At 69.7% G+C, this 13,479-nt stretch carries 12 protein-coding genes; 5 read left to right on the forward strand and 7 right to left on the reverse strand.

Features of this window, described 5'->3' with window-relative positions; all coding sequences use genetic code 11:
• Positions 1 to 3,031: amino acid adenylation domain-containing protein (locus ACFW1I_RS35455; protein WP_384677728.1), on the reverse strand; the 3,031-nt coding region annotated here is incomplete at its 3' end.
• A 207-nt stretch (positions 3,032 to 3,238) separates the two neighbouring features.
• Between ACFW1I_RS35455 and ACFW1I_RS35460 the strand changes: the two genes are divergently transcribed.
• The 3 genes from ACFW1I_RS35460 to ACFW1I_RS35470 all read left to right on the forward strand — a co-directional run bounded on the left by ACFW1I_RS35460 (position 3,239) and on the right by ACFW1I_RS35470 (position 6,708).
• Complete coding sequence (locus tag ACFW1I_RS35460) at positions 3,239 to 4,198, forward strand: AraC family transcriptional regulator (protein WP_384677729.1); 960 nt, start codon at positions 3,239 to 3,241, stop codon at positions 4,196 to 4,198.
• Positions 4,199 to 4,384: 186 nt separating this feature from the next.
• A complete protein-coding gene (locus ACFW1I_RS35465) occupies positions 4,385 to 5,305 on the forward strand; it encodes a hypothetical protein (RefSeq protein ID WP_384677731.1) in 921 nt (306 codons plus the stop codon).
• The gene (locus tag ACFW1I_RS35470) at positions 5,302 to 6,708 is read left to right on the forward strand and encodes a cytochrome P450 (protein ID WP_384677733.1); all 1,407 of its coding nucleotides are present in this window, start codon (positions 5,302 to 5,304) and stop codon (positions 6,706 to 6,708) included. Before ACFW1I_RS35465 ends, ACFW1I_RS35470 begins: the two co-directional genes overlap by 4 nt.
• Positions 6,709 to 7,111: 403 nt before the next feature.
• Here the strand turns inward: ACFW1I_RS35470 and ACFW1I_RS35475 are convergent, their stop codons facing one another.
• The 5 genes from ACFW1I_RS35475 to ACFW1I_RS35495 form a co-directional block, all read right to left on the reverse strand.
• Positions 7,112 to 7,285, reverse strand: coding sequence for a hypothetical protein (locus ACFW1I_RS35475; RefSeq protein ID WP_384677735.1), 174 nt, complete (start codon positions 7,283 to 7,285; stop codon positions 7,112 to 7,114).
• Positions 7,286 to 7,603: 318 nt separating this feature from the next.
• A complete protein-coding gene (locus tag ACFW1I_RS35480) occupies positions 7,604 to 8,656 on the reverse strand; it encodes an aKG-HExxH-type peptide beta-hydroxylase (RefSeq protein WP_384677737.1) in 1,053 nt (350 codons plus the stop codon).
• On the reverse strand, positions 8,653 to 9,744 hold the full coding sequence (locus ACFW1I_RS35485) for an aKG-HExxH-type peptide beta-hydroxylase (protein WP_384677738.1): 1,092 nt from the start codon (positions 9,742 to 9,744) through the stop codon (positions 8,653 to 8,655). Before ACFW1I_RS35485 ends, ACFW1I_RS35480 begins: the two co-directional genes overlap by 4 nt.
• The gene (locus tag ACFW1I_RS35490; RefSeq protein WP_384677740.1) at positions 9,745 to 9,894 is read right to left on the reverse strand and encodes a hypothetical protein; all 150 of its coding nucleotides are present in this window, start codon (positions 9,892 to 9,894) and stop codon (positions 9,745 to 9,747) included.
• A 175-nt stretch (positions 9,895 to 10,069) separates the two neighbouring features.
• Positions 10,070 to 11,260, reverse strand: coding sequence for an IS110 family transposase (locus tag ACFW1I_RS35495; RefSeq protein ID WP_384677742.1), 1,191 nt, complete (start codon positions 11,258 to 11,260; stop codon positions 10,070 to 10,072).
• A gap of 433 nt (positions 11,261 to 11,693) precedes the next feature.
• On the opposite strand from ACFW1I_RS35495, the gene ACFW1I_RS35500 reads away from it, so the two are divergent.
• Complete coding sequence (locus ACFW1I_RS35500) at positions 11,694 to 11,816, forward strand: transposase (protein ID WP_384677744.1); 123 nt, start codon at positions 11,694 to 11,696, stop codon at positions 11,814 to 11,816.
• A gap of 676 nt (positions 11,817 to 12,492) precedes the next feature.
• Positions 12,493 to 12,828: a YnfA family protein gene (locus ACFW1I_RS35505; RefSeq protein WP_384677746.1), complete on the forward strand. Its 336-nt coding sequence runs from the start codon at positions 12,493 to 12,495 to the stop codon at positions 12,826 to 12,828.
• 94 nt (positions 12,829 to 12,922) lie between these two features.
• Here ACFW1I_RS35505 and ACFW1I_RS35510 read toward each other — a convergent pair whose 3' ends face one another.
• Entirely contained in the window at positions 12,923 to 13,435 is a 513-nt protein-coding gene (locus tag ACFW1I_RS35510; protein ID WP_384677748.1) for a class I SAM-dependent methyltransferase, read from the reverse strand.
• Positions 13,436 to 13,479 lie beyond the last annotated feature (44 nt).

Genomic DNA, 13,479 nt, shown 5'->3' on the forward strand with positions numbered 1-13,479 from the left:
CCACCGAGACGTCGACCTTGGCCGAGCCGTTGGACAGTCCCTCCAGGATGTCCACGGCCAGGGGCATCGGCGGCAGCTCGCCGAAGGGGGTGTCATGGGCGCTGAACATCGCCTGGACCAGCGGGCGCGCGCCGTCGCCATGGGCCGCCGGGGACTGCTCGAAGATCTCGTCGTAGGGCAGGTCCTGGTGGTCGTGTACGCGCAGCACCTGCTCGTGGATGCGGCGCAGGAAGTCCCGGAAGGCGGGATCGGCGTCGAACCTCCCGCGGAGGACGACCGTGTTGACGAACATGCCGACGACGTCCTCGGTCTGCCGCCAGCGCCGGTTCGCCACGGCGGAACCGAGCAGGACGTCCGAGGAACCGCTGTAGCGGTGCAGGAGCACCAGGAAGGCGGCCGACAGGACCGTGAACAGCGACACGCCCTCACGATGGGCGAGCCTCGCCAGCTCCCGCGCCAACTCCCCGTCGATCTCGTACCGGAGTGACCGACCCCGGAACCGGCCCGCCGGGGCGTCCGTACGGCGCGGCAGCCGCAGGACCGTCTCGGCACCCGCCAGATGGTCCCGCCAGAACTGCCGCTGGACGTCCGCCTCCGGCGACCTCAGCCAGTCACGCTGCCAGCGTGCGTAGTCGCCGTAGGTCACTTCGGGCATGGGCAGCCCGATGGCTCCCTCGGTCACGAAAGCGGCGTATCCGTGCAGCAGTTCACGAGCGAGGATGCGGAACGACCAGCCGTCGTGGGCGAGATGATGCTCCACATGCACCAGCAGGTGCTCCTCCGGAGCCACCTTGAGCAGCGTCCAGTGGACGGGCGGTTCCTTCTCCAGGTCGAACGCGGCGTGCACCAGCGCGTGGACCTCCGCGCCGACGGCGGCGGCCGGATCGGCGCGGCCGCTCAGGTCGCGTACCTCCAGGTCGACCTGCCACGGCGGGTCGACCGCACAGGACACCTCGCCCGCCTCCTCCGGGAAGCGGGTGCGGAGCACCTCGTGCCGGCGAACGAGATCACTGAGGCTCGCTTCGAGCGCCGGCACGGACAAGGCCCCGGTCAGCCGCAGCACGGCCTGCGCGTGGTAGGCACGGGCGTCAGGCCGCATGCGGTGCATGAGCCATACGCGCCGCTGGCCGGCGGACGGCACGGGCGCCGCTCCTTCCGCGCCGGGCCCGGAGTCCAGCGGCGAGGCCGCGCGGGCCGCCCGGGCGATCGCCGCCGGGGTGCGCCCGGCGCGCACGGCCCCGACAGACACGTCCAGGCCGTGCGCCTGCCGGAGCCTGGCGGCGACCTGAGCGGCGAACAGCGAGGAACCGCCGAGGAGGAAGAGGTCGTCGTGGACTCCGACCCCGTCGAGACCGAGGAGTTCGGCGGCCACCCGCGCAACGGCGCTCTCCCGTTGTTCGCGCGACAAGTCGGTGGATCCGCGGGTTACGGACTCGTTCACGGATTCGGCTCCGGACTCAGGACCGCCGAAGCTGCTCCCGGGGCGCGGCAGGGCCGCCCGGTCAACCTTCCCGGCGACCGTCAGAGGCCAGCGGTCCACCACCACCAGTCGGTCGGGCACGAGGTACGAGGGCACGGTGCCCAGCAGATCGGCCCGGCGGGGCACCGGACCGTCCGCGTCCGCGCGTAGGTAGCCGACGAGCAGGGGTTCCTCCCCCCGGCGGTCGATCACCGCGACCGCGTCCCGCACGCCCGGAAGGGTGGTGAGGACGCTTTCGACCTGCCCCAGTTCGACGCGGACGCCCCGTATCTTCACCTGGTCGTCCGTCCGGCCCAGGAACTCGGCCGTCCCGTCCGGGAGTCGCCGTCCGAGGTCGCCGGTGCGGTAGAGCCGCCCGCCGTCCGGGTGGCGGAGGAAGCGCTCGGCGGTCAGGTCCGGCCGGCCCGTGTAACCCCGGCCCACTCCCGGTCCTGTGACGCACAGTTCCCCGACGGCGCCGGCGGGGGCGGGGAGTCCGTCACGGTCGAGGACCAGGATCTCCGTCCCGGTCAGCGGCCGTCCGATCGGGACCCGCTCTTGTTCCTCGCCCGTGCAGACGTGGTAGCCGCTCCAGACCGATGCCTCGCTCGGTCCGTAGCCGTTGACGAACCGCAGGTGCCCGGCCCAGAGGCGGGCGGTCTCCGGCAGGCACACGTCACCGACGCTGACGAGGACGCCGAGGTCGGTCAGGCCCTCCGGGCGCAGGGTCCGCACGACCGCCGCCGGGAGCACGGCATGGGTGATACGGCGCCGGGCCAGGGTCGTGCCGAGGTCCTCGTGGTCCGTGTCCGTCGCCTCCAGTGACTCCAGGCGGGCGCCGTTGGTCAGGGCTGTGAGCAGGTCGAGCACCGAGGCGTCGAAGGCCGGCTGCGAGAACTGGATCACGCGGGAGCCGACCGGTACACCGCCGAGTGGCTCGCGCGAGGCCGTCATCAGGTGGGCGAGGCCCCGGTGTTCGTTCATGACGAGCTTGGGGGCGCCGGTGGAGCCGGAGGTGGCGATGACGTAGGCGAGGTCGTCGGGCCCGTTGCGGTCCTCGACGGGCTCCACCGGGCCGGTGACTCCGGCGTTCACGACCGCGGTGAGGCCCGTGACCGGATGACCGAGCGCCAGCCGCGCCCCCGCCTGCCGCGCGACCCGGGCCCGCCAGTCCTCGGGCTGCCCGGGGGAGAGGGGCAGGAAGGCCGCTCCCGTCCGCCAGACGGCGAGCGCCGCTACGGCGTACTCCATGCCCCGGTCCATGACGAGGGCGATGACGTCTCCCGGACCGGCGCCGTGGCCGAGGAGGACGTGGGCAAGCGCGTTCACGCGCTCGTCCAGCTCGGCGTAGGTGACGTCGACGTACCCGTCGGACAGGGCGGTTTCGTCGGGGAAGGCCGAACAGCACGCGGCGACGGCGGCGCCGGCCGAGCTCCAGGACGAGGGCCCCGGCGCCGTCGACGCACACGCTCGGGAAGCGTGGGCGCGCGGAGGCCGTGCGCGGAGGCGGCCGAGCAGCTCGGCGTACTCGGTTCCCGGGGAGAAGCGCTCATTCTTTCGAAAGGCAGTCACGCGGGCTGATCCTAATGAATTTTCGGCCATGCGAGCGAGAGCGTATGGCTGAGAAATGACTGCTGCGCGAGAGGCTGAAAGGCTGGAACCGCCGGGCTGGGAGCGGAGGGGCGAGGGAGGGCGACTTGCGACGCATCGTGACATGATCACGTCCGGACGGTACTGTCGGGCGGCGGGAGAACCGTCGCCGGACCACCGGGGGGCGTCGTGCTGTTGCTGGACCTCGCGTCCGTCGAACCACGCGAGCGCGTCGAGGCGTTCCGCTTCGCCATGACAGACCAGAGCGTGCCCAACGTGATCACCCACGAGGAACCCGACCGCGGTGTCCACGCCACCTTCGAGACCTGGAGGATCGGCCCCCTGGGCCTCTTCTCCGCGCACAGCTCCGGCGTCACCCTCACCCGCACCGAACGGCATGTGCGCCACCACCGGGAGCGCCCGGTCGTCTCCGTCTCCCTCCAGACCCACGGCGTGCACCGGGCGCAGGTGGGCGACGAGCGAAGGCTCCTGGGGCCCGACGACATCTGTGTCTTTCACGAGCTGACCCCGCGGATGTATGGCTGGTCCGGCGACGGGGCGTCCCAGGCGATCGTCATCGACGCGGAGGAGCTCGGTGTCCCCGAACCCGTCGTGCGGGCCGCCTCCGCACGCCTGACGGGAAGTCCTCTGCACGGTCTGGTCCTCAGCCATCTGCGCGCCCTCTGGCGCGACCCCGCCGTGCTGGAGTCCGACCCCGGCGCCCCCGCCCTGGCCGCGGCCACCACCGCACTGACCAGGGCCCTGCTGCTCTCCGCCGCCCACGACGCCGGAGCGGCGCCCGTACGGGACGCCATGGCCGACACCCTGGTGACCCGCGTCGACGCGTACGTACGAAGGAACTACGCGGACCGCGAGCTGACCGCACAGCGGGTGGCGCTCGTCCACGCCGTCTCCGTGAGAAGCCTCTACGCCGCCCTCCAGAAGGAGGGGCTCAGCCTGGAACAGATGATCATCACGCGGCGACTCGAAGCCGCCCGCGTCATGCTGGCGGACCCCTGCCAGCGCCTCCTCGGCGTCGCGGCGGTCGCGGCGCGATGCGGCTTCGCCAGCCCCAGCCACTTCACCCGGCGCTTCACGTCCGCCTACGGCATGTCCCCCAGCGAATGGCGTCGGACGGCACACGACTGACCGCCTCCCCCGGGAGACGCGCGCACACCTGCCCCAAAGTGCGGCCCTGGCGAAAGAAGGGCAACGGCTCGCTCACACTCTCCGGATGTGCGCCGACCGCCGGTAGGAATCGGGGTGGACGCCACAGACGACGGCGGCCCGCGGCCGGCTCGTCCCGGCGTGGGTCCGCGCCTTCGGGAGGGAATCGTGCTGGATACGCGGGAAGTCGAACGGGCACTGCTGTCATGGGCGCGGGCCTACGGCTTTGTGCACACGCCCGACGAGGAGCGCCGCTTCGGAGAAGCCCGCTACGCGGATCTGGCCGCGCTGGTGTACCCCGGGGTCCCCGACCCCCTGGTCTACGCGAAGTGGACGACGTGGCTCTTCATCGTCGACGACCACTTCGACGAGCAGGGCGGCGCCTGGGACGGACGGGGCGCGACGGAGGGGGTGAAGCGCTGCCTTCCCTTCGGAGAGGAGGACCACGAACCCCTCCCGAGCACGCCGTTCGCGGCGGCGCTGACCGACCTGTGGCGGGAACTTCGGAAGGGCATGGGGCCCGAACTGCGCGCCCGCTTCCGCGACCACGTCGAGGAGTACGTCCTCGCCCACCAGCCCTCGCCGCCCGTCCCCCCGGCGCGGGAAGTCGGAGAGCGGGGGACCGGGGAGCCGCTGCCCCTCCACCCCCTTGAGGCGTACATCCGCAACCGTCGGGACAGGGGGGCCGTGGAGGCGTGCCTGGACCTGCTCGAACGCTCCGAGGGAGTGCCGCTGCCCGCCGCCGCGGTGGTCTCGCCGGACCTCGTCGAACTGCGCAGGGCCGCGAACGACGTCATCTGCTGGCGCAACGACGTGCTGTCCGTGGAGAAGGAGGTCCGTCACGGAGAACGCAACAATCTGGTGCTCGTCCTGGAGGACGTGGAAGGGCTGGACCGGGAGCACGCCCGGCTCACCGCCGAGCGGATGCTCGTCGACCGTACGGCGGAGTTTGAGAAGCTCCTCGCCGGCATTGAGGTCACCGGTTCCGACACCCCGGCCGCGGTGTTCGCACGTGGCGCTTCCCGTTGGATCGCCGGCAGCGAGCAGTGGCACCTGCTGTCTCCCCGCTACCGCACGGACCGGCCGTGACCGTCGTACGGGCCCCACGCGGCCTGCCCCTCGTCGGCAACGCGCTCTCCCTCGCCCGCCACCGCCTCGCCTACCTCCAGTCCCTCCGGACCCGCGGGCCTGTCGTCGAGGTGGCGCTCGGCCCCCGGCGGCTGTACGTCCTCAATTCGCCGGAGGCCATCCGCGACGTCCTCGCGGGCGGCGAGGAGTACGACAAGGGGCCGATGTTCGAGAACCTGGCACCGTTCCTCGGCAACGGGGTTCTCACCTGCCCGAACTCCGAACACCGCGCCCAACGCCGGGCGTTGCAGCCGGCTTTCCGGCGTGAGGCCGTCAGTCGTTACGCCGCTGTCGTCGCCGGAGGCGCGGCCGAGGCGACCGCGGGCTTCGAGGACGGACAGGTGATCGACGTGAACCGGGAGCTGCGCCGCGTCACCGTGCACGTGATGTGCCGCATCCTCTTTGCGTCGGACGACACCGCTGTACGGGAGGAGGTGCACCGCGCTCTTCCGCTGCTGATCCGAGGCGTGATGCGCCGCACCCTGATGCCGTGGGACCGCCTGAACCGGATTCCCACCCCCGCCGCCAGGCGCTACGACCGGGCGGCGGCAGAACTCCGGGCAGCCGTCCGCCGGGCCATCGCCCGGCACCGTGCCGCCGAGGACGGAACAGCGGATGGCATCCTGGCCATGCTGCTCGCCCTCCGGGACGACGACGGCCGGCCACTGGACGAGGCGCTGGTCGTCGATCAGGTCGTGACCCTCCTCATGGCGGGCAGCGACAGCACCGCGGCCACCATGAGCTGGTTCTTCCACGCCCTCGCCGGCGCGCCCGGTGTGGAGAAGGAGATCCGGGAGGAGCTTGACGAAGTCCTGGGAGGACGGCTTCCCGGCGAGGCAGACATTCCACGCATGCGCCGGCTCACCCAAGCGCTCCACGAGACGCTCCGGCTCTACCACCCGGTCTGGTTCCTGACGCGGCGCAGTGTCACTCCCGTCGAGGTGGCGGGCTCCCGCTTCCCGGCCGGAACCGACTTCGTCTACAGCATCGCCTCCCTCCACCGCGACCCCCACCTCTTCCCCGATCCCCTCGCCTTCAGACCGGAGCGCTGGGAAGGGCGAGCCCCCGTGCGCGGCGCCTGGATCCCCTTCGGCGCGGGAGCCCGCAAGTGCGTCGGGGACCAGCTGGCCATGACCGAGATGACTCTCATCCTGGCCACGATCTTGTCGCGATGGTCTTTGTACCCCGTCGACGGCCGGCCCGTGTCCCAGGTAGCCATGGCTGTCGTCCACCCGGACCGGTTGGTGATGCGGCTCAGCCGGGCTGACCACCCCTCGCTTCGTACGTCCACTCCACTGGCTCCGGAGGTCGCGCCCAACCCGCGCCGATGGCTCGCTCAGAACCGCCGGTCGTCGGACCGGTGAGGACTCATTGGAGGTACGGTTGGTGGAATTCCTACTCCATGCGTAGTGGATGACATGCCGCCACGCATCGGCCCGGCAAACGTACAGTGCAGGAGGGGGCGACCCTCTGAAGTCGGACCCCTTGGGTTTGCCCGCGCCGGACTGGCTGCCTCCTCGTCACCTGTCATCACCCCTGCCCCATCCTTGCAGTGCTGGGAGGAGCGATCCGCAGCCAGCGCGACACCTCCGTGACCGAATGCTCTTCGGCGCGCTCCAAGCACGATCCGCGACCGCTGAGCCAAAGCCTGAGCCGTCGTCCGGGGACGTAACCATCCCTCCTGCACCGCCCGTTGGGCATCAGTGACCGGCAACGGCGGAATCCTCGGATCCGGACGACTCATGCGCAACGAAGTTCCGACTCAGGTCACTGGTTCGTCCTGTTCGGTTCGGCCGACGAGATCGCGGGGATGAAGGCGAGCCAGCGCTCGGACACGGTCAGCGCGTGGTGCGAGGCCGGGAGCGCGTGTGGCAGGTTGTTCCCGAGCACCAGCGGGGAATCGTTCCAGGGGTCGATTCCGCCGGCGATGGCGCTTCCCACCGACCCCGTCGCGATCTTGTTCGCGACAGTCGGGGACGGCCTGCATCCCGGTGGCGCATGCTTGCTGCCCATCGTGAGCAGGGGTGCGGGGGCCGAAGACAGAGTCGAGGACACTCTCGCGGGTCGCGGGTCGCGGGTCGTGGGGGAAGCGTAGGTTCTATGGGAGCGCGTGAACGCGGTGCGTGTTCCGCCCAGGACGGCGACGCGCCGAATTCGGTCGCAGAACACGGAGGGAGCGTTGCGGCGCTGGGCCGGACGGAGCCCGGACATTCAGTCAGGCTTGCCCCTCGGGGCGGCAGGCCCCACGGGTAGCCGCACTCAGCGGAAGGCAGGCAGACGGTCCACCACGGACTCGACCACTTCGGTCGCGTAGTCCGTCAGCGGAGCCTCCTTCAGTAGGACTCGAAGGCTGTCGTTCAACTCGTCGGAGAGGAGTCGTCCCCTCGGTCCGGGCCTGTACGTGTCAAGCCGTGGAACATCCGTGAGCCCGGCTTCTTCCGCGCGCAGGAGGTATTCCGCCAGCCTGGCGAGTACCACCACCTGGTGGAAGACGCTCGACAGGGGCCTGGGATCGGATCTGAAGGTGGTGACGTGGAGGGAGGTCGTCCTTCGGGTGAAGAACTGCTCCCCACACAGGAGAACAGCGTTGAGGTGTGTGTGCGTGGCCTCGTGCAGGAGGTCTCCAGCCGTCTCGTGCAGGGCTCCGCGCTCCAGGGCGAAACGCCGCGTCTGAAGGATCGCGCCGTGATAAGACGAGTCCGTGAAAATGGTGACCCGGCCCGCGGTGACGGATTCGTCGAAGAAGACCAGGACGCGAATGAGGCTTCGCATCTCCGCGTAGAGCTCCGGCCAGACCGCTCGGATCGTGGCCAGCGCCTGCCGGGTGGCGTCCAGCGATGCGGCGTCCGCTGTCTCCACCGATACGTCGTTCCGCGCAGGGCCCCTTGTGTGGACGCCTCGGTCGCCGGCGTTCGCGGTGGCACGAGCCACCACCTGGCGCAGGACGCTGTGCACACTGGGGGAATTCGATGCGATGTCGAAGGGAATCCCGTCCACCGCGGTTCGTGCCGCCCGCTCGTCGCTGTGTCGCACCTCCGCTAGGACGTGCGGAAGCCCCTCCAGCGCGTTCAGGAGCACTGATCGCGTCGCTCCTCGTCGTAGGGCACGGTTCAGCCGCGTGTGCCAGCGCATGGTTTCGGGGTGCAGCAGCGATCCCTCGTCAGGTGACGAGGCGAGGACAACGAGAGCCTCGGCGAGCGGTGCCACCGTTGGCTCGACCGTGCGGGCACAGGCGTGGAGGGAACGGCGGACCCGATCGGCGAGGCGTAGACGAATCCGCTCGGTTGCATCGTCGGTGGGGGCGAAGTTCACGGGGCCCCCTGCCGCGCGGTCCGCGGTGCGACGGATCGGGTGGGGCCAGGCCGTGCCACCCGCTCCGCGACCGAGTCGAGCAACATCACACCGAATTCCGTCAAGGGTGCCTCGTCGCGCAGAAGGCGAAGGTATGAGGCGATGACGTCGTCGACCGAAAGGTCGGTGCCGCCGGGGCTGAACGGGCCGGGGCGAGACGCGGCGGCGAACTCGGGCCGGTTCGTACGAGCCGAGAACTCGACGGCGCGTGCCAGCACCAGAAGCTGGTGGAAGACGCCTGAGAGGGGACGCGGGTCGGGGCGCAAGGCCGTGGCGTAGAGACGTCCCGTGGAGTGTCGGAACAACTTGACTCCCGACAGGAGTAACGCATTGAGGTAGGTGTGCGTCGCCTCATGGATGAGGTCGTACGCCAGGAGGCCGGCCTCGGCACGGCGCTTCAGGTAGCTGGTCGAGAGGAAGAAGGCCCCGTGGTAGTGAGAGTCGGTGAGCATGGTCACCCGGCCGGCAGGCGCCGAACCCTCGTCGAAGAGGACGACTGCCCGGACGAGGGTGGAGAGCTCATCGTGCATGTCTGGCCATGTCTGGGCGATCTGAGCCAGCGCTTCGTTCAAGAGGCGACGAGTCTCGGAGTCGGGCCTGACCGGCGCGGCGTCGACCTGCCCGAAAGCGGGCGCCGCGCCAGTGTGCCGAAACAGGATGCGCCGCACGGCCTGGGCGAGCAGATGCCGTGCGGCCGGAGAGTCGAGCTGGGTGTCGATCCTGTTGGTGCGCCGCACACTCTGCTTGGCGATGTGGAGGGCCGCGTCGAGTGAGACCGCAGCGGTCTCCAGTTGCCCCGGAGGGAAGCCTTCGCGCAGCACCTGGTTGAAACGCGTCTGCCAGTGGATGAGTTCGGGATGGGTGAGCACAGCGGCCTCGCACTCGTGCGACATGTCGTCCAAGGCGGCAGCGAGCGTGGGAAGCCGGGATGCGATGAGTCGTTGCCCGACGTTCAGTGAGCGCAGGACACGATCGGTCAGTCGGCGCTCGAGTGCTCTGGTTCCGGTGGGCGACGGCAGGAAGGTCGTACTCTGACCGGAGACGTCCATCTAGAAGAAGCGGTCCTGGACGGGCAGTTCCAGTTCCGGTAGGAGCTCGTCCAGATCCTCAGGCCGGACGGTCACCTGCCCAACCGTGGCGGTGGCCTCAGGGGCCGCCCGTTCCAGGGGCTCAGGGGCGTCGGCACTCTCGACCGTCATGGTGGGCTTCCGATCCGTGTGGTGGTGGCACCCCCCCTTGGGCTGGATGCGAACGACACGGTAGAGACGCCGTGCGGACGGCGTCAATGAATCCACGACGAGAACCATCCCGAATGCACTGACGCCGACCACGATCGCCCATGAGGGCGAACTTGGAGGATTCCTAATGGAGTTGTCAAGCCGCGAGCGTGACGGGCGGTATGGGTTCGTAGCGCCGTCCGTCACGCAGGAGGGCCCACAAGACGTTGACTCGTCGGCGGGCGAGCGCGAGCACGGCTTGGACGTGTCGTTTGCCTTCGGCGCGCTTGCGATCGCTGAAGCGGCGGGACTCGTCGCAGCAGCGGATGCTGATCAGCGCGGAGGTGTAGAAGACGCGTTGGAGGCGTCGGCTGTAGCGCTTGGGCCGGTGCAGGTTGCCGCTGATCTTGCCCGAGTCACGGGCGGCGGGAGCGACGCCGGCGAATCCGGCGAGCCGGTCGGCGCTGTCGAAGGCGTCCATGTCACCGCCGGTGGCCGCGATGAACTCGGCGCCCAGCAGGTGGCCGATGCCAGGCAGGCTGGTGATCACTTCGGCATGCGGGTGCTGGCGGAACCGGCCCTCGATGAGCTTGTCGGTCTCGGCGATCTTCTCGTTGAGGGCCGCCACCTCCTGGGCGAGTGTGTGCACGACCTGGGCGGTGATCTTCTCGCCTGGAACGGTGGTGTGCTGATGCTCGGCGGCCTGGACGGCTGTGGCGGCGAGCTGGTCGGCGCCGCGGACCTTGCGGTTGCGCAGCCATGTGGCCAGACGCCTGACGCCCGTGCGGCGGATGGCAGCGGGTGTCTGGTAGCCCGTCAGCAGCACCAGGGGGCCGACGTTTCCGAGGTCGAGCTCACGCTCCAGGCCGGGGAAGATCCCGGTCAGGTGGCCGCGCAGCCGGTTGACGGCTCTCGTGCGGTCGTCTGTGAGGTCGCGGCGACGGCTGGTGAGGACCTTCAGATCGGTAACCAGGTCGTCACTGGACCGCAGGGGCATCAGGTCCCGGCGGACGCGGGCCTGGTCGGCGATGACCGCGGCGTCCTTGGCGTCGGTCTTCCCGTCGCCCCTGTAGCCCTCGGAGGCCCGATTGACGGCCCGGCCCGGGATGTAGAGCAGGTTCTGGTCGTGGTTGAGCAGGATCGCGATCGCGAGGCCAGCCCCGCCGTCGGCCAGGTCGATGCCCCAGGCCGTCATCTCACCCAGCTCCAGGACGTCGCCGAGGAGCTTCAGCAGGTCGCTCTCCTCGTTGGCCACCCGGCGGGACAGCAGCCGTCTGCCGGTGTCGTCGATCACCACGCAGTGGTGATGGGTCTTGCCAGCATCGATACCGGCCCAGATCGCTGTCACTCGCTTCTCCGCAGGTCGTGTTCGTACGGGCACCACGGACGACCTCGCTGTCGAGTCCCTACTGAGCGATCAGTGCCGCAATTCCTAATGAGCAGCCGAGTCGTCGTGGGGGCTCGGGCGGCGAATCCTCAGCAGCCACGAACGGCAGAGATCTGAAAGCCACACCCGAACCCCCTGGGTGAGCGAACCCTACGAATGGCTCGCTCATCCCGTCCAACAACGTAGGGACATCTGATCTACGTAGTTGATGTCTTGGGATGTTCTTGTGGCCAGAGGCCTCGGCGATCGTTGCCTGGGGCATGAGTGCTCGCCGTGCGTATCGCAGTGACGTCTCCGATGCCCGTTGGGCGCTGATCGAGTCCGTGTTCGTCGCCTGGCGAGCCGCCCCGGTCAGGGTCTGGGACGGCAGCGCGGGTGCATGACCTGAGAGATCGTGAACACGATGTTCTACGTCGACCGCACCGGGATCCCGTGGGAGCACCTGCCGCATGATTTCCCACCGTTCAAGACCGTCTACGACTACTACGCCAAGGCGGAGGCGGAAGGGACCATCTAGCAGGTCCATGGCCTGTCGCGGGACAGGGCCCGCCGGGCGGCTGCCCCCAACCTGGCGCAGACGACACCAGGCCGCGGCTCGCCGCAGCCCCTGCCGGCGGCGGCTCGCCAGCCCCTCAATCGGGTAGTTCACGAAGTCGCACTGGAGTATTACTGAGGATGAACTCGTGGTTTCGTAAGGGCTGCCAGCCCCAGCGTCGGCTCCACGATGCCCTTCTCTTCGCCTCCTACTTGAGGGCGTTCGAGTGCGAGGTGAGCGTGGTGCTGTCTACCAGTGGTGCCAGACTGCTTCGGGGGCGTTGTCGCGCGTGACCGAGTGGTCGTCTCCTGCGACGAAGAACAGGGCCCAGGACACGGCGTGGTCGTCGGCGCGCTGGGCACCGAGTTCGAGCTGGAAGCCGTCGCAGAAGATGTCGGGTCACTGGCCGGTGGTCCGACCCGTGGACGGCTCTTGATCACCGAAGGCGCCGTCGGCACCGGAGCCGGGGCGATCGTGGACTGGCTCCCCGCCCCCGCCCTTGCCCTGGCCGTACTCGCCGCCGGAACCTGTGGCATGGCCGGCGCCGTCGTCCCTGCACCGGCACGACGAAGAACGCAGGTGAGGACAGGCGCGGCTGCAAGTCGTCCGCAGACCAGATGAAGATCAGCAACACGGCCCGCCGGTAGGGTCTCGCGATATGACTGTCGCTCGTTCCATTGCCCTGTTCATCGTCGCCGCCCTCTTCGAGATCGGCGGTGCCTGGCTCGTCTGGCAGGGCATCCGCGAGCACAAGGGCTGGATCTGGATCGGTGCCGGCATCATCGCCCTCGGCCTGTACGGGGTGGTCGCCACGCTCCAGTCCGACGACAACTTCGGCCGCATCCTCGCCGCCTACGGCGGCATCTTCGTCGCCGGATCGATCGCCTGGGGCATGGTCGCCGACGGCTACCGCCCCGACCGCTGGGACGTCATCGGAGCACTCGTCTGCCTCGCGGGCATGGCCGTCATCATGTACGCGCCCCGCAGGCACTGACCTCACACCGCGGGCTCAGCAGCACCAAGTCGCTGCGGCCTCCATTGTGCGACTTCTGAAAGCCGGAACCGCCAGCATGCTCGGGGTTCGTCATTCAGCGTCCCGAGCAGGTCAAGGCGGTCAGGGACGGAGGGCGTAGCAGCGGAGGACATCCAGATCGGCCGTATGGACGCGGGACCATCCGGCCGCGAGCGTCTCGGCTTCCGAGAGCGTGATGCCCGTGTGCTGGAGGCGGTGATCGTGCCGGCGTCGGCCGGAGACCTCGGTCACCGACCCAGAAGGTTCCGCCGGGTGCGAGGAGCCGGCGGACACGATCGAGGAAGGCTGGATTGTCGGCCATCCACCGGTAGACCAGGCGGCAGGTGATGACCGCGTACGCCGGCTCCGGCAGGGCCGTGAGATCGCCGGTGGTGATGTCCAGGCACCGCCACACCGGTCCGCGCCCGGGCCCTGAGCTTCGGGAGGCGGCGAGGGCGATGGCGCTGGGTGAGCAGTCGATGCCCGTGGTGCGGTAGCCGAGGTGATGGAGGTGGCGGGCCAGAGCGCCGTCGCCGCTCCCGACGTCGAGGGCGGCGCGTCCGTGGCCGGGGCCGAGGTGCTCGTCCAGGAGCCGGGTCTCGGCGTCGTCGAGTTGCCGGTATGCGCGGCCCT

It is taken from the genome of Streptomyces sp. NPDC058955 (assembly GCF_042741435.1).
Classification (GTDB): Bacteria; Actinomycetota; Actinomycetes; order Streptomycetales; family Streptomycetaceae; genus Streptomyces.